General features: G+C 65.3%; 19 protein-coding genes and 1 pseudogene. 8 read left to right on the forward strand and 12 right to left on the reverse strand.

The features are described from left to right. Position 1 precedes the first annotated feature (1 nt). From G0A00_RS23475 to G0A00_RS23490, 4 genes are all read right to left on the reverse strand, one after another. Positions 2-667 (reverse strand): 3-oxoacid CoA-transferase subunit B, encoded by a 666-nt coding sequence (locus G0A00_RS23475; protein WP_203595497.1) that lies wholly within the window; start codon positions 665-667, stop codon positions 2-4. Next, positions 664-1,329, reverse strand: coding sequence for a 3-oxoacid CoA-transferase subunit A (locus tag G0A00_RS23480; RefSeq protein ID WP_164184676.1), 666 nt, complete (start codon positions 1,327-1,329; stop codon positions 664-666). The genes G0A00_RS23475 and G0A00_RS23480 overlap by 4 nt, the downstream gene beginning before the upstream one ends. 23 nt (positions 1,330-1,352) lie before the next feature. Then, the gene (locus G0A00_RS23485; protein WP_164184677.1) at positions 1,353-3,317 is read right to left on the reverse strand and encodes a TRAP transporter fused permease subunit; all 1,965 of its coding nucleotides are present in this window, start codon (positions 3,315-3,317) and stop codon (positions 1,353-1,355) included. A 70-nt stretch (positions 3,318-3,387) separates the two neighbouring features. Then, positions 3,388-4,518, reverse strand: a complete 1,131-nt coding sequence (locus tag G0A00_RS23490) for a TAXI family TRAP transporter solute-binding subunit (protein WP_164184678.1) — start codon at positions 4,516-4,518, stop codon at positions 3,388-3,390. Between the two features lie 178 nt (positions 4,519-4,696). Here G0A00_RS23490 and G0A00_RS23495 point away from each other — a divergent pair, with 178 nt between their 5' ends. Next, a complete protein-coding gene (locus G0A00_RS23495) occupies positions 4,697-5,623 on the forward strand; it encodes a LysR family transcriptional regulator (RefSeq protein ID WP_164184679.1) in 927 nt (308 codons plus the stop codon). A gap of 81 nt (positions 5,624-5,704) precedes the next feature. Here G0A00_RS23495 and G0A00_RS23500 read toward each other — a convergent pair whose 3' ends face one another. Genes G0A00_RS23500 through G0A00_RS23535 form a run of 8 tightly spaced genes read right to left on the reverse strand, consistent with a single transcriptional unit; the run spans position 5,705 to position 14,009 of the window. After that, on the reverse strand, positions 5,705-7,147 hold the full coding sequence (locus tag G0A00_RS23500; RefSeq protein WP_164184680.1) for a hypothetical protein: 1,443 nt from the start codon (positions 7,145-7,147) through the stop codon (positions 5,705-5,707). Further along, a complete protein-coding gene (locus tag G0A00_RS23505) occupies positions 7,141-7,902 on the reverse strand; it encodes an enoyl-CoA hydratase/isomerase family protein (protein WP_164184681.1) in 762 nt (253 codons plus the stop codon). Before G0A00_RS23505 ends, G0A00_RS23500 begins: the two co-directional genes overlap by 7 nt. Then, positions 7,899-8,762 (reverse strand): MaoC/PaaZ C-terminal domain-containing protein, encoded by an 864-nt coding sequence (locus tag G0A00_RS23510; RefSeq protein ID WP_164184682.1) that lies wholly within the window; start codon positions 8,760-8,762, stop codon positions 7,899-7,901. Before G0A00_RS23510 ends, G0A00_RS23505 begins: the two co-directional genes overlap by 4 nt. Beyond that, positions 8,752-10,872: an acetate--CoA ligase family protein gene (locus G0A00_RS23515; RefSeq protein ID WP_164184683.1), complete on the reverse strand. Its 2,121-nt coding sequence runs from the start codon at positions 10,870-10,872 to the stop codon at positions 8,752-8,754. Before G0A00_RS23515 ends, G0A00_RS23510 begins: the two co-directional genes overlap by 11 nt. Further along, positions 10,869-12,020: a thiolase gene (locus G0A00_RS23520; protein WP_164184684.1), complete on the reverse strand. Its 1,152-nt coding sequence runs from the start codon at positions 12,018-12,020 to the stop codon at positions 10,869-10,871. The genes G0A00_RS23515 and G0A00_RS23520 overlap by 4 nt, the downstream gene beginning before the upstream one ends. Further along, complete coding sequence (locus tag G0A00_RS23525; protein ID WP_164184685.1) at positions 12,017-12,397, reverse strand: Zn-ribbon domain-containing OB-fold protein; 381 nt, start codon at positions 12,395-12,397, stop codon at positions 12,017-12,019. Before G0A00_RS23525 ends, G0A00_RS23520 begins: the two co-directional genes overlap by 4 nt. 22 nt (positions 12,398-12,419) lie before the next feature. Further along, positions 12,420-12,839: a PaaI family thioesterase gene (locus G0A00_RS23530; RefSeq protein WP_164184686.1), complete on the reverse strand. Its 420-nt coding sequence runs from the start codon at positions 12,837-12,839 to the stop codon at positions 12,420-12,422. Between the two features lie 3 nt (positions 12,840-12,842). After that, positions 12,843-14,009, reverse strand: coding sequence for an acyl-CoA dehydrogenase family protein (locus tag G0A00_RS23535; protein ID WP_164184687.1), 1,167 nt, complete (start codon positions 14,007-14,009; stop codon positions 12,843-12,845). Between the two features lie 90 nt (positions 14,010-14,099). Here G0A00_RS23535 and G0A00_RS23540 point away from each other — a divergent pair, with 90 nt between their 5' ends. The 7 genes and pseudogenes from G0A00_RS23540 to G0A00_RS23570 all read left to right on the forward strand — a co-directional run. Then, the gene (locus G0A00_RS23540) at positions 14,100-14,876 is read left to right on the forward strand and encodes an IclR family transcriptional regulator (protein WP_164184688.1); all 777 of its coding nucleotides are present in this window, start codon (positions 14,100-14,102) and stop codon (positions 14,874-14,876) included. Positions 14,877-14,906: 30 nt separating this feature from the next. Beyond that, positions 14,907-15,827: an SDR family NAD(P)-dependent oxidoreductase gene (locus tag G0A00_RS23545; RefSeq protein WP_164184689.1), complete on the forward strand. Its 921-nt coding sequence runs from the start codon at positions 14,907-14,909 to the stop codon at positions 15,825-15,827. A 215-nt stretch (positions 15,828-16,042) separates the two neighbouring features. Continuing rightward, entirely contained in the window at positions 16,043-17,206 is a 1,164-nt protein-coding gene (locus tag G0A00_RS23550) for an acyl-CoA dehydrogenase family protein (protein ID WP_164184690.1), read from the forward strand. Beyond that, on the forward strand, positions 17,206-18,300 hold the full coding sequence (locus tag G0A00_RS23555; RefSeq protein ID WP_164184691.1) for a CaiB/BaiF CoA-transferase family protein: 1,095 nt from the start codon (positions 17,206-17,208) through the stop codon (positions 18,298-18,300). The genes G0A00_RS23550 and G0A00_RS23555 overlap by 1 nt, the downstream gene beginning before the upstream one ends. Before the next feature lie 2 nt (positions 18,301-18,302). Next, positions 18,303-19,154: a MaoC family dehydratase N-terminal domain-containing protein gene (locus G0A00_RS23560; RefSeq protein WP_164184692.1), complete on the forward strand. Its 852-nt coding sequence runs from the start codon at positions 18,303-18,305 to the stop codon at positions 19,152-19,154. Then, positions 19,148-19,948 carry a CoA ester lyase gene (locus tag G0A00_RS23565; protein ID WP_164184693.1) on the forward strand — a complete coding sequence of 267 codons (801 nt, stop codon included), beginning with the start codon at positions 19,148-19,150 and terminating at the stop codon, positions 19,946-19,948. Before G0A00_RS23560 ends, G0A00_RS23565 begins: the two co-directional genes overlap by 7 nt. 63 nt (positions 19,949-20,011) lie before the next feature. Continuing rightward, positions 20,012-20,121: pseudogene (locus G0A00_RS23570) on the forward strand (electron transfer flavoprotein subunit beta/FixA family protein); the annotation flags it as partial.

A 20,121-nucleotide genomic window follows, 5' to 3' on the forward strand; every position in this document is an offset into this window, starting at 1 on the left:
TTCAGGTCAGGATGGTGGCTTCGGTCATCGCCTGCACGTCCGAAAGGCTGTTGCCCGGCGTAAGCTCGACCAGACGGAAACCGGCGGGGGTCACGTCAAGCACGGCAAGATCGGTGTAGACCCGGCTGACAACGCCAAGGCCGGTCAGCGGATACGTGCAGCGTTTGAGCAGCTTCGGCGTGCCATCCCGGTTGACGTGGCGCATCATCACGAAGATCCGCGGCACCCCAACGACGAGGTCCATGGCCCCCCCGACGGCTGGCGGAAACTTCTCGTCCAGCGTCGCCCAATTTGCCAGATCGCCGTTCTCGGCCACTTGGTAGGCGCCAAGCACGGCAATATCGATGTGCCCGCCTCGCATCATTGCAAAGCTGTCGGAATGTTCGAAATAGGCGGCGCCGGGCGCGGCGGTGACATAGCGCTTGCTGGCGTCGATCAGCTCGACGTCCTCTTCGCCCTCGGGCGGGGTCGGCCCAACACCAAGAAGCCCGTTCTCGGAATGATAGGTCACCTCGCGCCCTTCGGGCACATAGGATGAAACATGCGTGGGCTTGCCGATGCCAAGGTTCACATAGGACCCGTCGGGGATGTCCTGCGCGACGCGGGCGGCAAGCTCGGCATCGCTCAGCGCATTCAGGGTTTGGGCGTTCAGCTTCTGGACGGTCATGGGCGCACCCCGTATTCCACGACGCCCTGCACGAAGATGCCCGGCGTCACCACATGTTCCGGATCGAGCGGCTGCTCGGACAGTTCCCGCACTTCGGCCACCGCATGCCGCGAGGCCATCGCCATCACCGGGTTGAAATTGCGTGCCGTGGCGTGGAAGCTGAGATTGCCCCATTTGTCGCCGCGATCCGCCCGCAGCAGCGCGAAATCGGCGTGCAGCGGGGCCTCGAGCACATAGCCGCGCCCATCAATCATCCGCGTCTCCTTGCCCTCGGCGAGCAGCGTGCCAAAGCCCGTGGGGGTCAGGAACCCGCCCAGCCCGGCACCTGCGGCGCGGATGCGTTCGGCCAGCGTGCCCTGCGGCACCACCTCAAGCTCGACTTCCCCGGCCTCGTAGCGCTTTTCGAACCAGATCGAGCCGGGCGAGCGCGGGTAGGAACAGATCACCCGTGCCACGCGCCCCGCCTTCAGCAGCTTGGCGATGCCGGTCTCGCCAGCCCCTGCGTTGTTCGAGATCACCGTGAGCCCCGTGGCGCCCTGTTCGAGCAGCGCATCGATCAGGCCGAACGGAATGCCCGAGGATCCGAAGCCGCCGATCATCACCGACGCGCCGTCGGAGATCGGGGCGACGGCGCTCTCTAGGCCCGTCACACTCTTGTCCATTTGAATGTCTCCTGACTTCTGACTTACGCCTTCACGGCGCTTCTGCGGCGTCCAAGCCCAAGGTTTATGGCGATCACCGCAAGCAGCACCGCTGCGCCGATGAGGCTGGTGGTCAGTTCGGGGAAGAGGATCAGCACGCCCCCGAGGCCAAAGGCGACCCGGCTCAAGGCGCCGATCTTGCCGACCTTGTAGATCCAGGCCTCGAAGGCCGAGGTGATTGCCCAGATCGCCACGAGCGTCAGCGCCACCCGTTCGAGGATTTGCAGCCATGTGCCTTCCATGATCAGCGCCGGGTCGTAGACGAAGATGAAGGGCAGCACGAAGAGCGGCATCCCAAGGCGCATGGCATGGAACCCGGTCTGCATGGGCTTCGATCCGGCGACATTCGCGGCGGTGATCGCGGCCAGCGCCACCGGCGGGGTGATGTAGGACAGCATGCCCCAGTACAGGATGAAGAGGTGGCTGGCGATCGGGTTGAGCCCGGCCTGCACCAGCGCCGGTGCCAGCAGGATCGACAGGAAGATGTAGCAGGCGGTCACCGTCATCCCCATGCCAAGCACAAAGCTCGTCACCGCGCCGGCAATCAGCATAAGCGCCGTGTTGCCACCGGCATAGAGCAGCAGCTCGCGGGAGAACGCCCCGGCGACGCCGGTGTAGGACAGGCCGCCGACCACAAGCCCAATCCCCGCCAGCACGGCGACAAGGCTGGCGATGTTCGCCGAGATGTCGAGCAGCAGCGCCTTGGCCCGGCCCAGTGTCAGACGGGTGTCCTTGTTGAACGCCGTCGCCACCAGCATCACCACAGAGGCGTAATAGGGCGAGCGGGCTTCCATGCGCAGACCCATCAGCACAAAGATCAGCACAGCAAGGCTCAAGAGGTACGGCCAGCCCGACTTCAGCACCGGCCAGATCGCGGGCATCTCGCTGCGCGGCAGGCCCCGCAGACCGCGTCGCGCGGCGTACATATCGACTTGGAACAGCAGCGCCACATAGAACATCAGCGCCGGAATGACCGCGGCGATCACGATGCTGGAATATTGCACCCCAAGGAACGAGGCCATGACAAAGGCGACCGTGCCCATCACCGGCGGCATCAGCGTGGCGCCGGTCGAAGCACAGGCCTCGACGGCGGCTGCGTAATGCGCCGGATAGCCGACGCGCCGCATGGTCGGGATCGAGAAGGGCCCAGAGGTCAGGATGTTCGAGATCACGCTGCCCGAGAGCGAGCCAAGAATGCCCGAACCCATCACCGCCACTTTCGCGGGGCCGCCCCGGCTGTGCCCGAGCAGCGCCGAGGCCAGCTCCATGAAGAAGTCGCTGCCCTTGGTCGCAACTAGGACGGAGCCAAAGATCACAAAGCCGATGACCAGCTCGGCGACCACCTGCATCGGGATGCCGATGATCGACTCGACGCCCAGCACATGCGCCCGGACCGTGCCGACCAGCGAATATTCGGTGCCCCACAGGAAGCCGGGCATATAGTCGGCGTAAAGCGGGTAAGCTCCGAAAAGCAGCGCGGTCACCAGCAGGATCGGCCCGCCCGCGCGGCGCACGCCTTCGAGTACCAGCACGATCAGCACCGAGGCCATCACATCGGCCATCGGCGGCGCATCGTATTCCCAGCCCTTCTGGATAATGTCGAGCCCGTGCATCCCGAGCCATCCGGCGCTGACCAGAGCTGCGACCGCAAGGATCGGATTGATCCACCAGAGCCGCCGCGGGTGCAGGGTGCTGACCGGAAGCAACAGGAAGGCCACGGCCAGAAAGATGCCGATGAGGTAATAAAGATAGGCGTTGCCCAGCGGTTGGAACCCGAAAAGGTTCAACAGGAACTGCTGGTTGATCGCCATGACCACCCCAAGGGCTCCCATCGCCATGACGATCGCTCTGATGAGGGTCTGGCCGGGGAACGGGGGCGGCGCGCTTGCCGTCGGCGCAGGGGGATGTTCTGCGGACGTCGCGGCATCGATGGTCTTGTCGGAATCCATGGTCTCTTCCTGATCAAGGCAAGAAGTGCCCCGGCGCGTCTCGCGCCGGGGAGGTTCAAGGAACTGTGGTTCAGTTCAGGCCCGCGACGACCTCGGCGCGCTTGGCCATCCAGGCTTCGGCGAACTCTTCGTCCGACAGGCCTTCGTTCTGCGGCTTGAACTCGTCCCAAGCGGCCAGCAGCGCGTCCATGCGCTCGATCCGCTTGGCGTTCCAGGCATCATCCTCATCGGTCCAGATGCCTTTTTCCTTGAGATAGCGGATGGCCCCTTCGTGGAACGGCACATCGATCGCAGGCTTGCCGGACTTCTCGAGCGTCCAGCGCGGCATGGTTGCGGTGCCGTCCTTATAAAGGTCATAGCTCTCGTCGAGCGCCTTGATGAAGTTATAGACTTCATCCGCGCTCTTTTCCGCGGTGGTGGTGATCACCGGATACCGATAGGCCGCCATCTTGGCGATCTCGCCTTCCGGGAGACCCGCGGCCACGTCTTCGTCAGACGGCCCCATGATCGGCAGCACCTTCAGCAGCCCTTCCCATCCGGCGGCGTTGTCCGCCTCCAGCGGCGCGTAGTGGATGCCGCGCGGGCTTTCCGCCAGTTCATAGAGCTGGCTGGTGGTCGGCGTGGTGCAGGTCGCGTCGGATTCGTTGCGGGTCATCGAGGACATGGCCGCCGCGTAGGTCGGGAACGTGACGACCTCGACATCGTCGAGGGTCAGCCCGCCGAAGGCGAGGATGGCTTCGCATTTGACGTTCACGGACGGGTTGCCTGCCACGAAGGCGATGCGCTTGCCGCGGGCATCGGCGACATTCTCGATCCCGGCGTCACCCGCCGCGATCAGCGTGATCCCGGCCGGACGACCGGCGACGGCGCGCAGCTCGCGCGGGCCCCACTCGCGGGTGGCGAAATCGAAGGCACCCTCAGCGACGAAAAATGCCTCGGTCGCAAGAAAGGCGTAATCGGCACGACCCTGCAGCAGTGGCTGCAGACGACCGATGCCGCTGCCCGAGGGCTGAATCCGCACGCGGGTGCCGAACTCTTTGCCAAAGGCGTCGGCAATCGCCGAGGCTTCGGCGTATCCGGCCGAGCCGACGTCGTAGGACGTCCAGACCATGGTGTTCGGCAACTCCTGTGCCGCTGCGCCAAACGTGCTCAATGCCACGAGGCCGCCGACAGCGACCCCGAATTTCAATCCGGTCTTCATGCAATCCTCCCTGTGCATCGGAAAACGCAGACGGGTCACTCCTCCAGTGACCCGCATCCCGGGGCTGCCAAAGGCAGGCCGCGCGGGAGTGACGTCTTCCTCCACTCACGAGCTTGGCGAACTGGAAGCCATGTTTCAAATGCATTATGTAGATAACAGAGATGCAAATGAGGTATGAATGGATTTCCGTCAGCTGCGCTACTTCATTCAGGTGGTCGAACTGAGCAGTATCACCGCCGCCGCCGAGCGCCTCAACATCGCACAGCCGGCGCTAAGCCGCGTGGTCAAGGCGCTCGAAGACGAGCTCAGCGTGTCGCTTTTGCGGCGTCACGGGCGCGGTGTCATGCCCACCGAGGAAGGCATTCGGCTGGCCCGCCGCGCGAAGGCGATCCTTGAGGACGTCGAGGACATGGCCGGGGACATCTCGGGCAACCGCGCGCCGCTTTCGGGCACGGTGACGCTGGGCCTGCCGCCCACGGTGTCCGAGATCCTTGCCACCCACCTCATCGAGCGGACTCTGACCAAATTCCCCGATGTGAAGCTGCGCATCATCTCGGGCTTCAGTGGCCATGTTCAAGACTGGCTCTTGCGCGGAAAGATCGATCTGGGTGTGGCGTATGAGGGCCAGAAATCCCCGTCGATCAAGGCGCAACCCATTATTATAGAGCAGCTTTTCCTGATCCAGACCGCAAAGGCCGACGGCGCGCGCGATGGCGTGCCGATTCCCGTGCGCGATGCGCTGGAAAAGCCGCTGATCCTGCCCAACCCCGAGCACGGGCTGCGCGGGCGGGTCGAGGCAATTGCATTGGACGAGCGGATCGATCTCGACGTGGTGCTCGAGATCGATATTCTGCCGACCATGCTCGCCTTCGTCGAGCGCGGTCTTGGCAGCACCATCTTGCCGCTTGTGAGCGTGATCAATCAGGTGCGTGAGGGGCGGCTCATCGCGCGGCCAATCGTTCGGCGTACGATTGACCGGACGCTTGTGCTGATGACGCCTCTGAACCGGCCCGGTTCGCGGCTGACCAGCAACTTTGCAGAGTTCCTGACGGCGGAAGTGCACGCCATGGTGGCAGCGGGGCAATGGCCGGGCACAACGCTTTGAGGATCCGGCAATGCCCATTGGGCATGTCGGCGGGTGGATTTATGCCCAAAGCGAAGTGTTCTTCCGCTAGATCGCGCCGCTCTACATCAAGGCGGTGAGGAACAGCGCCCACGTCAGGAAAATGGCAAGGCAGTAGGGCCCATTCCACACGAGCCCGATCCTGCTGGTGCTGCGGCCCATGATCGTGGCGGCGATGACCAGCGTGGTGATGAACGGCGACAGGCCAATCACCGCTGTCCAGCCGCCGGTGATGGCGAGCGCGATCGCGGTGTTGCTCAGCCCCGGAACCTCCAGCTGCGCCGCGATCGACCCAAAGACTGAGGCCGAGACGATCGGATTCACGCCGCAAAGCGCCATCACCACCGTCAGCAGGCTCAGCCCCAATGTCAGCGACAGCGGACCCAGCCCCAGCGCGACGATGGACGCCCGAAGATCCTCGGTCGGCAGCAAAGCCAGCAACAGCACCGGCAGGAACCCCGCTGCAGCAAAGACGCCAACTTCGGCCCCAAGGTCGGATAGACGAGCCCATGTGGCGCGGGTTGCCGCGCCGACCCCGGCAGACGCCTGCCCCATGGTCCGGCGTCCGGCGGATGCGGCCCAGAGCAGGGCGTAGACCGGAACGGCACAGATCAGGGCCTGCTGAAAGCTGAGGGGCGTCAGCTCGTGTGCGGCGAAAACGCTCGCCCCCAGTGCCAGCACATGCGCAACCAGAGCCACCGCACCGCGCCAGCTGCCGGGCGGCGGGCTTGGACGGGGCAAACCAAGCCTGCGGAAGCGCCGCCCGTCAAGCCGGTCGAGGCTCCAACCGATGGCGACAAACACAAAGGACATGGCAAAGCCGACGGGGCCAAAGTCCATATAGGACACGCCGGGCACCGCGATCAGGATCGCGTTTGTCGCAAAGCCGAAGGGCGACCAGAGCGAGATCATCGAAAAGCCCCGGATCACCGCCAGCGTCATGCGCCGCAGCCGCGCCTCTCGCGCGTCTGCGGGCAGATGGGCGGCGGCTTCGGTGGTCATTGCGCGTTTGGCAAGATCGAGGAGCAGCGCGAGCCCGCCGAAATTGATCAGCACGCCGAAAAGATGCCCACCGAAGGTCATCGCAAGATAGCGGCGCGACGCGGGCTGGTTGGTGACATAGGCCCCGGCCTGCAGCACCTCTGGCGCGATCGCAGCCGCCGAGCGCAAAGTGCCCAGCATCGCGATCAGCGCAGACAGAAAAACCATCCGATCCGCGGCCCGCCAGAGAACCTCGGCGGCGACGCCCTGCCGGAGAGCCAGCACAAGAACAGCGACCGACAGCAGGATCGGCACCCAGGTGCCGGTTCTGAACTGGCGCCATGCCAGAAGCAGGAACAGCACCAGCGCCGCCGCGCCCAGCAATGTCAGGGCGCGCATGTCGACGAAAACCAAAAGCACAGCGGTCGCCATGACAGTGACCATGGCGATCCGCCGCAGGGTCTTGGGCAGGGCCCTGCCGCCTGCCAGATCGTCGGGGGACGCCGCCCCCCGAAGGCTCAGCATCCCCGGAACTGCGGCGGCCTTTTTTCGGCAAAGGCCGCCCGCCCCTCTGCGGCATCCGCGCTGTTCAGAAGGATCGGCTGCATCGCCTGCTCGTATTCAAGCGCCGCCGCCAGATCCCGCGCGAACCAGTCAAGGATCGCCTGCCGGGCCATGGCGGGCCCCTGCGCTTCCTGCAATGCAAGGGCTGAGGCGACGCGCAAAGCTTCGCCCGGGTCCGCAAGCTCGTCCACGATGCCGAGCGTTTCGGCTTCCGGCGCGGCGACGACGCGGTTGCTGAGGATGAGGCGCCGTGCCTTGGCCGCCCCGATCCGCGCGGGCAGCGTGCTCAGCAGCCCCAAGTCGGGCATCAGCGCGATCTTGGTGAAACTGGCCACGAATTTCGCGTCGCGCGAGGCCACGACCAATGGGCAGGCCAGCGCAAGGGCAAAGCCCCCGCCCGCAGCCCAGCCCTCAACCGCAGCAACCAGCGGTTTGGGAAAGCGCGCCATGCGGGTGACCACATCGCCAATGACCGCGAACCGTTCACGGTGGGCACCGAGGCTGCGCTGGCCCTGATCGCGGATATCGCCCCCCGCCGAGAAATGCCCGCCCGCGCCCGTCAGGACAACGGCGCGCACCGCATCGTCGGTTGCAGCCTCGGACAGCGCCTCTGCCAACGCCAGCCGGGCCGCATGGCCGATCGGGTTGCGCCGGTCCGGCTCGTTCAGCGTGATGACGAGAAGCCCGTCCTCGCCCTTTTGCGTCTCGATGCTCATGCCGCCTCCCTCAGCTTGAAAATCCCGTTGCCAATCGCGACCTTGTCGCGTTCCAGCACGCGCGTGCGGAACGATCCGTCGTCCCAAATCTCTGTCCGCAGCGTCTCGCCCGGATAAACGAAGGCGGTGAACCGCCCGTCCATCGCACCAAACCGGTCGGCATCGTAGTCGCACATCACCGCAAGCAGGGCGTGGGCAGCGCAGCCAAAGGTGCAGAGCCCGTGCAGGATGGGCCGTTCGAACCCGGCCTTGGCGGCCACCCGCGGGTCCAGATGCAATGGGTTCGGATCGGCGTTCCAACGGTAGGCAAGCGCTTGCTCGGGCCGGGTCGGCGTGTCGAACACATGGTCGGGCGCGCTCTCCGGCATCGGATGCGGCGGCTTCACCGGGCCGTCCGGACCTCCAAACCCGCCGTCGCCGCGCAGAAAGGTGGTGCCACGGCAGGTCGCCAGCAGCGTGCCGCTCTCGGCCTCGCGGATCTCCTTTTCCGAATAGAGCAGCGCGCCGCGCCCTTCACCCTTGTCGACCAGCCCGGTGACGCGGGTCTTGGCGATCACGCTGCCCTCGGCGGGAAGCGTCTGGTGGATCGTCATGCCCTGCTCGCCGTGCACCAGCTTGACCGCGTTGACCCCGGTCTCCGGGCGCCCCAGCCAGAACCCGGGATGGCCCAGAATGTTGGCCATCGCAGGCATGGCGCGCTGATCGTCGGCCAGCGCGCCGACATAGGCGAGCTGCTTCATGTCCATCGGATCCTGCCCCATGCCGACGGTCAGCCCAAAGCGCGCGACCTCGGCAGGGCCGTAGCTCTGGCGCACCTCGGGAATGTCGAAGTTCATCAGGTGGTCATAGTCAATGGCCATGGGCTGCGGCCTCCTGCCGGTCCAGTTCGATGACCGCGTCGAGCGCAAAGGCCCCCTGCCCCTCGGGCATCGCCAGCACCGGATTAAGGTCGATCGACACCAGCCGCTCGCCCGCGCCCGCCGCAAAGACTGACAGGCGCGAGAGCATCTGGGCCAAAGCGTCGATGTCCGCTGGTGCCTGTCCGCGCGCGCCCTGCAAAATCGCGGCACTGCGGATCGACAGGATCATCTCGCGCGCGGTTTCCGGCCCAAAGGGACAAGCGCGCAGCGCAACGTCATTGAGCAGTTCGACGAAGATACCGCCGAGCCCGAACACGGCGACCGGCCCGAATGTGGGGTCGCGGTTGATCCCCATCAGGCATTCGACCCCGCCCGAGAGTTGCTTGGCGACGAGCACACCGGTCACCGCAGCGTTCGGCGCATGGGTCTGCGCCGCCTTCAGAATGTCGGCATGCGCCGTGCGCACCGCCTCGGCGCTGCGGATGTTCAGCTTGACCGCGCCGATGTCCGACTTGTGCAGGATGTCCGGTGACAGGATCTTCATCACCACCGGGTAGCCAAAGGCCTCGGCGGTCGCGACGGCCTCGTCGGCGCTTTGCACGGCTTGTTCGGGCGCAGCGGCGATCCCGGCGGCGGCAAGCAGGGCCTTGGCCTGCGCCTCGTCCGGCGTCCCCTCTGGAAGCTCGACGGGCGTGGTCTCAGGCGGAGCGGCACCTGCGCCGCGCGCCTGCCCCGCGCCAAGACGCAGGATCGCATCGAGGGCGCGCACCGCTCGGCAGGGATCGTTGAAGATGAGGATGCCCGCGTCGTCGTAGCGCTGTAGCACCTCGCGCTCGCCAAGCGCGCAGAAGGCGATGATCCGGTCCGGGAAGGCCGCGCGCAGCGGTGCCATCGCCTCAAGGATCACGTCGGACATGGCCCGGCTTCCGGCGACATAGGTCAGGAAGCAGAGCACAGCGCCATAGCCGCCGTCCTCGAGCCCTTTGCGGGTGAATAGCTCCAGCAGCGAGGGGTCATTCAGCGCCTGCGCGGTGCAGTCCAGCGGGTTCACCGGCGAGGCATAGGGCAGCGCGGCCTTCAGCGCCGCCTGCGCCGCCTCGGGCATCGCGGGCATCGGCAGGCCCACGCGCTCGGCCTCGTCGCTGGCCACGATGCCTGCGCCGCCGCTCACCGTCACGATGCCAAGCGAATGCTGCGCCGGAAACACCTTCTTGGAGGCTGCGTAGGCGATGTCCATCATCGCTTCGGGATCGCGCAGGATGATCGCGCCGTGATCAGAAAGCACCGCGTCGGCCACAACGGCATCGCCGGTGAGCGAGGCGGTGTGCGAGGCTGCCGCGCGCGCGCCGACCGCTGAACGACCGGACTTCAGCGCCAGCACCGGCTTGCCTGCGGCCCGCGCGACATCAAGCGCCTCGAGCAGCGCGGGGGCGTCGTTGATCGCTTCCATATAGGTGCAGATCACGTCGGTACTGTCGCTTTCGGCCATCCAGCGGATCGCATCGGCGACGGTGATATCGGCCTCATTGCCAGTGGTGATGAGCACCGAGCAACCCAAGCCCTGATCCCGTGCGAGCGCCCCGAGATGCGCGCCGAAGGCTCCGGACTGGCTGGCGATGCCGATATTGCCCGGTCGCGGCAGGCCGGTGTCGAGCGACGAGGAGAAGGTGCCGTAATAGCCGATGTCCACATTGTAGACGCCCAGCGTGTTGGGCCCGAGGATGCGCATGCCGTGACGCCGCGCCAGCGCGACAAGCTCGCGCTGCGCCGCCTCACCCTCCGCGCCGACCTCGGCAAAGCCCGCCGAGAACAACGTCGCGGCCTTGCAGCCCTTGCGCCCAAGCGCCTCGATGGTTTCGGGGACAAGCTTGGCCGGCACTGCGATCAGCGCTGCATCGGGCGTCTCGGGCAGATCGTCAACGCTGGCGTAGCAGGGCAGGCCCTGCACCGTTTCGCGCTTTGGATTGACCGGCAGGATGCGCCCTTCGTAGCCCGCGCGCAGCATCGCGGCGATCGGGCGTCCGCCGATCCGGGTGACGTCGTCCGAGGCGCCGATCACCGCAACCGAACGCGGGGCGATGAGCCCGTCGATATGGGACAGAGTGGTCACAGCGCGGCCTCCGATCCGAGAATTGCGGTACATTGGCTGGACAGCGTGCCGCCGTTGCCGTGGCACAGGGCAAGGTTGCAGTCCTCGATTTGCCGCTCTCCCGCCTCGCCACGGATCTGCGTGACAGCCTCGGCGATGAGAAAGAGGCCATACATCCCCGGATGCACGCATGAGAGGCCGCCGCCATTGGTGTTGACCGCAAGCTCGCCGCCGGGCGCGATGCGCCCATCCTCGACAAAGCGCCCGCCCTCGCCCTTGGGGCAGAAGCCGAGATCCTCGAGGAACAGGATCGTGTTGATGGTGAAGGCGTCATAGACCATCGCCAGATCGAGATCGGCGTGGCGCACCCCGGCCATCTCCATGGCGCGCGGTCCGCTTTCGGCGGCGGCCGTGGTGGTCAGATCCGGCATCGCCACAATCGAGCGGTGATAATTCGCGCCGCCCGCGCCGAGGAAATAGACCGGCTTGCCCGGCAGGTCCTTTGCCCGCTCGGCACGCACCAGCACACAGGCCGCAGCGCCATCGGTCACAAGGCAGCAGTCGGCCTTGGTCAGCGGGTCCGAAATCATCCGCGCCGACAGCACCTCGTCCTTGCTGAGCGGGCCACGGGCAAAGGCCTCGGGATTGAGGTTGGCCCAGCCCCGCGCCGCAAGTGCCACATCGGCCAATTGCTCGCGCGTGGTGCCATATTCGGCCATGTGGCGGCTGGTCGCCAGCGCGTAGGCGGTGATCGGATGGCGCGGCTTGTAGGGGGTTTCGTGCCATTGCGGCTCGCTCATCGAGACGAGGCGGCCGCCCGCGGTGCGCTGGTTCGAGCCGTAGCAGACCAGCGCCGCGTCGCAGAGACCGGCCTCGAGGGCCAGCGTCGCCTGCAGCAGATGCATCTCGAAGCTCGACCCGCCGACATTCGTGCCGTCGAAGAACTTCGGTTTCAGTCCAAGATATTCGACCACGCTCATGGTCGGGAAGGCATGGCTGCTGGTGGCCGCGAAGACGCCGTCGATGTCCTGAAGCTTGAGCCCGGCGTCATTCACCGCCTTGACCGCCGCCTGACCCAGAAGCTCCATGGCCGAAAAGCCCGGCGCCTCACCGACGCCGGCGGTTGCCATCCCTACGATGGCGGATTTTCCCCGCATGCTCTCGCTCATGCCGCGTCCTCCGTGATCAGATCAAAGACCACGCGGGGTCCGTCTTCGGTGTCTTCGATACGGGCCTTCACCCGTGCGCCGATCTCGGCGGTTTCCACGGCGGGCAGCGTCGACATCATGCGGACACCTTCATCAAGCTCGACCAGCGCGACGTTCCAGGAACCAGCCCGGGCGCGGTTGACGGTGATGGCATAGATTGTCCCGGTGCCCTTGGCCTCGATCCATTCGAGATCGGTGGCGCCGGAGGGCGATGTGACCTTGGGCCAGAACACATATTCGCCAGTGCTCTGAGCCCGCTGAATCATGAAGCGACCCGCGGCGAGATACACCTCATAGGCGGCCTGCGGCCCAACGGCCCCTGTCTCGATGTCTTTCATGTCTCCTCCCCTTTCATGCCTCTTAGTCCTTCCAGCCCAGAAACAGGTGGGTCTGGGTCGTGACGCCGACGACCTTGCCGTCGCCCCGCGTCATGGTGATCTGCAGCACCGAGGTCGCCCGGCCCACATGGACCGGCTCGCAGCGCGCGGTCACCGTGTCGCCCAGCTTTACCGGGCGAATGAAATTGGTCTTCGCCTCTACCGTGGTGTTGGAAACGTCCGCCGGGCTGCTGATGAACGAGGCCGTTCCCGCCGCGGTGTCTGACAGGGTCATCAGCGCGCCGCCGTGCAGCACGCCGTTGCGGTTCGACATGTCCTCTGTCACCACCATTGTGCAGACCACTTCCTGCGGAGTGCAGGTGACGATCTCGATCCCCAGAAGGACCGAGAACTTCGACTGCGGCGGCATGTCTGCAAGACTGCGGGGCTGCTGCGCCGCCATGGCTCAGGCCGCCCGCTGCGCGAGCGTACGCCGCGCGATGACCAGTTGCTGGATCTGGCTTGTGCCCTCGTAGATCCGCAGCAGACGGATATCGCGATAGAGCCGCTCGATGTCATATTCGGCCATATATCCCGCGCCGCCATGGATCTGCAGCGCGCGGTCGGCGATGCGGCCCGCAGCTTCGGTGCAGAAATACTTTGTGCAGGAGGCCTCGATGATCGCCTTGCCTTCGCGGTCGAAGGTGTCTGCCGTTGCGCGGACGAGCGCGCGCGCGGCGTGCAACTCGGCCTGACAATCTGCCAGCATACCCTGCACCAGCTGGTGCTCACCGATCGGTTTGCCGAACTGCTTGCGCTCCAGCGCGTAGTCGGTGGCGATGTCGAGCATCCGCTGGCTTTGGCCCACGGCCATGGCACCGACGTGGATGCGTCCGCGATCGAGCACTTTCATCGCTGTGCGGAACCCTTGATTCAACCGCTCCGGACCACCAAGGATGGCGCTTTCGGGAACCCGCACGTTGTCAAAGATGACGTCGGATGTCTTGGTGCCGCGCTGACCGAGCTTTCGGTCGGGTTTGGCAACGGTGATGCCGGGGGTATCCGCCGGAACGATGAAGGCGGAGACGCCGTCGGCCCCGTCTTTCTCGGGGTCGGTGCGCGCAAAGACGGTGAAGACACCGGCGCGCACGGCATTGGTGATATAGCGTTTGGTGCCGTTGATCACGAAATCGCCGCCGTCACGCCGTGCCGAGGTGCGGATACCGGCGGCGTCAGAGCCATTGTCGGGCTCGGTGAGCGCGAAAGACGCGATGATGTCGCCGCTCGCAACGCCGGGCAGCCACTGCTCCTTTTGAGCTTGGGTGCCGTCCATCACGATCCCCTGAGATCCGATCCCGACGTTGGTCCCGATCAGCGAGCGGAAGGTCAGCGAAGCGTAGCACAGCGTCTCGATCAGTCGCGCCTCCTGCGGCACGTTGAGCCCGATGCCGCCGAAGTCTTCGGGGGTTGAGAGACCAAAGAGACCCATCTCTTTCATCTCCGAGACGATCTCTTCGGGGATAGCGTCCTCTTCCTCGACGCGGCGCTCTGCGGGGATCAGTCGCTCTCGGGCGAATCTCTCCACAGTGTCCACAAGTTGTTCAAATACATCACTATCCACGCCAGTCGGCATCGTTCCTTCCTCCCTCGGCACAATTCCGTTCTGGCCTTGATCTAGCAAAGCTATTCTGTATAGTAAATGCAATTCTACATGAGGAATGACATGGCCGACGATACCGGAGTGAAACTCGTACCCGCGGTGCAGAACGCGATGAGCATCATGCGGCTGCTTGCGGCGCAGGGCCGTCCGATGGGGGCGACCCAGATCGCGCGCGAGACCGACCTGAACGTCTCCTCGGCTTTCAACATCCTCAGGACGCTCAGCCACGAAGGGCTGCTGAGCTTCGACCCAGAGGCAAAGACCTACCGCATGGGGATGGGGCTGATGGAGTTTGCGGTGCCCCTGCTCGGCGCCAATCCGGCGGATGTCATCCGCCCGTCGCTGACCGCCATCGCTCAGGACCACCAGACGATGATCGCGCTTTGGCAGATCACGCCGACCGAGCGCATCGTGCTGACGGACCGTTTCACCGCGCCCAACATCCTGCACGCGGTGCTTGCCCAGAACAGCCGCCTGCCCGTGTTCTCGGGCGCGATCGGTCGCTGCTACGCCGCCACAAAGGGCCTGACCGAGGCACAGACGCGCAAAGGGTTCGATACCGTTCGCTGGCAGGATGCGCCGAGCTTTGAAAGCTATTGGGCCGATGTTCTGGAGGCCCGCGAGACGGGCACCGGCTTTGACCGCAGCCAGTTGTTCCGGGGGCTCGATATCGTCGCCTCTCTGGCACGCGATGCCGAAGGGGTGCCCCGGCTGGGCATGAGCAGCATCACCATCGCGGGACAGCAGACGGACGAGAGCCTTGGCGCCATCGCCACTGCGCTGGCCGGGGCTGCAGCGCAGATCGAGCGCTGCCTCTTCGGGCGTCCCGCCGAAACCTGACACAGATTTTCAAGACAAGACGGAGGAGACATGTCTGAAATGAAGCCCCTTGATGGGAAGGTCATGCTTGTGACCGGCGCTGGCGGCGGCATTGGCCGCGCCATCGCGATGGAGGCGGCGAAAGCCGGTGCATCGGTCGTCGTGAACGACATTGGTGCCGCACTCGACGGCCAACGGGAGTCGAGCGCCGCCGCGCAGGAAACGGTGGCCGAGATCGAAAAGGCGGGCGGCCGTGCCGTCGCCAATGGCGACGACGTCACCGACCCGGCGGGTGCGCAAGCGATGGTGAAACAGGCCACCGATGCTTTCGGTCGGCTGGACGCGGTGGTGAACAACGCAGGCATCCTGCGCGACTGCTTCTTCCACAAGATGACCTATGAGAACTTTGACGCCGTGGTGAAGGTCCACCTTTACGGCACGTTCAACGTCAGCCGCGCCGCCGCCGACGTGATGCGCGAACAGGGGTCGGGCAGCCTGATCCATATGACCTCGACCTCGGGGCTGATCGGCAATCTCGCGCAGGCCAATTACTCGGCGGCCAAGCTGGGCATCACCGCCTTGTCGAAATCTCTCGCGCTCGATCTGCAGCGCTGGAACATCCGCTCGAACTGCATCGCCCCCTTCGCATGGAGCCGCATGACTTCGTCGATCAAAGTGGATAGTCCCGAGCAGGAAGAGCGGGTCAATCGCATGAAAGAGATGTCGCCGGAGAAGATCGCACCGGTCGCGCTTTACCTCGCCTCGGACGAGGGCGCGGACACCACCGGCCAAGTCTTTGCGGTGCGGAACAACGAGATCTTCCTGATGTCTCAGCCGCGCCCGGTCCGCTCCGTGCAGCGCAGCGAGGGCTGGTCGCTCGACAGCGTCAAAAGTCACGCCATCCCGGCACTGCGGTCCAGCTATGTCCCACTTGATGTCTCGGCTGACGTGTTCTGCTGGGACCCGGTCTGAGCACAGAGTTAACATCCCCGATGCGTGATCTGACGGCCCGGCTTCGACCGGGCCGTTTTCGCATGTCCAAGCACACGTCCAAGCAGAACTGCACCTCACCCATGCCATTTTGGCATTTCAGGAAGTCCATTCAGATATTTGATTTATGAGTTCCCGGATTCGATGATCGTCAAAACGCGGGGGACCAAAGTCCCAAGACCTTGGAGGAGGCAGACGTGTACGATCAGATCAGCGACGACTTTCAGGATATCCGCGATGCGGTCCGGGCGCTTTGCGCCGATTTCCCGGATGAATACCACCGCAAGGTCGATGAGGCCCGCGCTTATCCCGAAGAGTTCGTCGACGCGCTGACCAAAGCTGGCTGGATGGCCGCGCTCATTCCCGAGGAATACGGCGGCTCGGGGCTGGGGCTTACCGAGGCAGCCGTGATCATGGAAGAGATCAACCGGGCGGGCGGCAACTCGGGCGCCTGCCACGGGCAGATGTACAATATGAACACGCTTGTGCGCCACGGGTCGGAGGAACAGCGCCAGCGCATCCTGCCCAAGCTCGCCAGTGGCGAGCTGCGCCTGCAGTCCATGGGCGTGACCGAGCCGACCACCGGCACAGACACGACGCAGCTCAAGACCACCGCGGTGAAGAAGGGTGACCGCTATGTGGTCAACGGCCAAAAGGTCTGGATCAGCCGCGTGCAGCATTCTGACCTGATGATCCTGTTGGCCCGCACAACGCCGCTCTCGGAGGTGAAGAAGAAGTCCGAGGGGCTGTCGATCTTCCTTGTCGATATCAAGGAGGCGATGAAATCGGGCATGGAGGTGCGTCCGATCCCCAATATGGTCAACCACGAGACCAATGAGCTTTTCTTCGACAACCTCGAGATCCCCGAGGAAAACCTGATCGGTGAAGAGGGTAAGGGCTTCAAGTATATCCTCACCGGGCTCAACGCCGAGCGCACCTTGATCGCGGCGGAATGCATCGGTGACGGCTATTGGTTCACCGATCGCGTGGTGCGCTATGTCTCCGAGCGCAAGGTTTTCGGCCGCGCCATCGGGCAGAACCAAGGCGTGCAGTTCCCCATCGCCGAAGCCTATATCGAGATCGAGGCCGCCAACCTCATGCGCCAGAAGGCGTGCCAGCTTTACGATGCCGGTCAGCCCTGCGGCGCCGAGGCGAATATGGCCAAATACCTTGCTGCCAAAGCCAGCTGGGAGGCCGCCAACGCCTGCATCCAGTTCCACGGCGGCTTTGGGTTTGCCTGCGAATATGATGTCGAGCGCAAATTCCGGGAGACGCGGCTCTATCAGGTGGCGCCGATCTCGACCAACCTCATCCTGTCCTATGTCGCCGAGCATGTGCTTGGCCTGCCGCGGAGCTTCTGATGCGACCTCTCGAAGGGATCAGGGTCGTCGCCATCGAACAGGCGGTCGCGGCGCCTTTTGCCACCTCGCGGCTTGCGGATGCCGGCGCCGAGGTGATCAAGATCGAACGTCCCGAGGGCGATTTCGCCCGAGGCTATGATGACGTGGCCAACGGCCAGTCGAGCTATTTCGTCTGGCTCAACCGCGGCAAGACCTCGGTCGCACTCGACCTCCGCACCGACGCTGGCCGCGCGGAACTGGCACGGCTGCTCGAGGGGGCCGACGTGCTGGTGCAGAACCTCAAGCGCGGCGCACTTGGTCGTCTTGGCTTCACGCCCGAGCGGCTGGCCCGCGACTATCCGAAGCTCATCACCTGCTCGATCACCGGCTATGGCGAGGGCGGACCGATGGCCGACCGCAAAGCCTATGACCTGCTGATCCAAGCGGAGTCGGGTCTTTGTTCGATCACCGGCGGCCCGTCCGAGCCCGCCCGCGTGGGTATCTCGCTCGTCGACATTGCCACCGGGGCCACCGCTCAGTCGGCCATCCTAGAGGCGCTGATCCGGCGCGGCACGACAGGACAGGGTGCCAATATCTCGATCTCTATGTTCGATGTCATGGCCGACTGGCTGACCGTGCCGCTGCTCAACCACGAGGGCGGCAAGAGCCCGCGCCGGGCGGGCATGGCGCATCCCTCGATCTCGCCCTACAGCGCCTTCGAGACCAGCGATGGGCAACTCATTCTGATCTCGATCCAGAGCGACCGGGAATGGCGGATGCTCTGCGAGCACTTCCTGCAGCGGCCCGAGCTTGGCTGCGATCCACGGTTTGCCACCAATGTCGCGCGGGTGGCCAATCGGGCCGAGACCGACGGTATCGTCGCCAAAGCCTTCGGCGAGATGAGCCACGACGACGCCATCGAGGCATTGGGGCGGGCAGATGTGGCCATGGCATCGGTCAATGACATGGCCGGGCTCGCGGCCCACCCGCACTTGCGTCGCATCACGGTCGAAACCCCCAACGGCCCCGTATCCTTTCCCGCGCCCGCGCCGGTCTGGGATCACCCCACGCATGCCTATGGCGCGGTTCCCGCACTGACCCCTGTGGAGGGCTGACATTGCTTACAACTCCCGATCTCGACCTCGAGCACCTGCGCGGCTGGATCGGTCGCGAAGAGACCGCCTCGGAGCTACTGACCCCGACGATTGTCGCGCGCCTCTATGCCACGCTTGACCGCGAAGGCCCCACTGACGACGGGGCCGAGGCGCCGCTGCTCACCCATCACTGCCTGTGCCAACCAGCGGCGCCCACCGCCGCGCTCGGACCGGACGGGCATCCGCAGCGGGGCGGCTTCTTGCCACCGGTGCCCCTGCCCCGGCGCATGTGGGCGGGCGGTGCCCTTAGCTTCAAGACCGCTCCGCGCATCGGCCAGACGGTGACCCGGCGCTCGCTGGTCGAGGATGTGACGATGAAACAAGGGCGCTCCGGGCGGCTTTGCTTCGTCACGGTCACCCATCACGTCAGCAGTGGCGGTCGCGACGTGCTGACCGAGCGGCAGGACATCGTCTATCGCGATGTCACCCCCTCGCGCGGCGGTCCCGCCGCCGCACCGCCACCCGCCCCGACCGGAGAGCATCAGCGCAGCATCAGCACCAGCCCCGAGCGCCTCTTCCGCTACTCGGCGCTGACCTTCAACAGCCACCGCATCCACTTTGATTTCCCCTACACCACAACCGAGGAAGGCTATCCCGGCCTCGTCGTCCATGGGCCGCTGCAGGCGATGCTTCTGGCGCAATATGCCGCCGATCTTCGTGGCCGCGCCCCGCAGCGGTTCCGTTTCCGCAGCCTCTCGCCGGTGTTCGGGGGGGCTCCGCTGCTGCTCAATGCCCAAGACAGCGGAGATGCGCTGGAGCTTTGGACCGCCTGCCCGGATGGCCCTGTGGCCATGGAGGCGCGCGCCGAATGGTAAGTCTCGATCTTATCCGCGCCCCGCTCTTCGTTCCGGCGAACCGGCCCGACCGCTTCGCCAAAGCCGCCGCAAGCGAGGCCGACGCGGTGATCCTCGACCTTGAGGATGCCGTGGGCCCCGAAGCAAAAGAGGCCGCGCGTGCCGAACTCCATTGCGGCTTCACCCAGAAACCTGTGCTCGTGCGCATCAACGCTTGTGGCACGCCCTGGCATGACGCCGATATCGCAGCGGTCCGCGCGCTGCCCGTGGCGGGTGTCATTTTGCCAAAGTCCGAAGGCCCCACCGCAACCGCGGCGGTCTGCCGCCTGCTTGGCGGTCATGCCCCGGTGCTGGCCCTGATCGAGACCGCCCTTGGCCTTGCGCAGGCGAGAAGCATCGCGGCCCTCCCCGGCGTGCAGCGGCTGCTCTTTGGTTCGATCGATTTCTGCGCCGATGTGGGATGCGCGCATGAGCGCGACATCCTGCTGCCGGTGCGCAGCGAATTGGTGCTTGCCTCGCGCCTTGCGGGCAAGCCCGGACCGATCGACGGCGTCACCGCGCGCATTGACCATCTGCCCGAGACCCGCGCCGATGCCGAGCATGCGCGGGCCCTTGGCATGAGCGGGAAGCTGTGCATCCACCCGCGGCAGGTGCCCGAGGTGCTGCGAGGCTTCGCGCCGACAGCCGATGAAATCGACTGGGCGCAGCGCGTCCTCGGCTCGGGCAACGGAGCTGTCGCGGTTGACGGTGCGATGGTCGACGAGCCGGTTCGCATCCGCGCGCGGCATATACTCGAGGCGGCGCGGCCCGCCTGATCGCGGCTTTCGGATCACCGCAGCCGCTCGCAAACCACCCACAACAGAAAGACACCTCTTCCGATGAAACTGCTAGTCCCGGTCAAAAGGGTGATCGACTACAACGTGAAAGTCCGCGTTAAAGCGGACGGCACGGGAGTCGATCTTGCCAACGTCAAGATGTCGATGAACCC

The organism is Salipiger sp. PrR002 (genome assembly GCF_010500775.1).
GTDB lineage: Bacteria > Pseudomonadota > Alphaproteobacteria > Rhodobacterales > Rhodobacteraceae > Salipiger.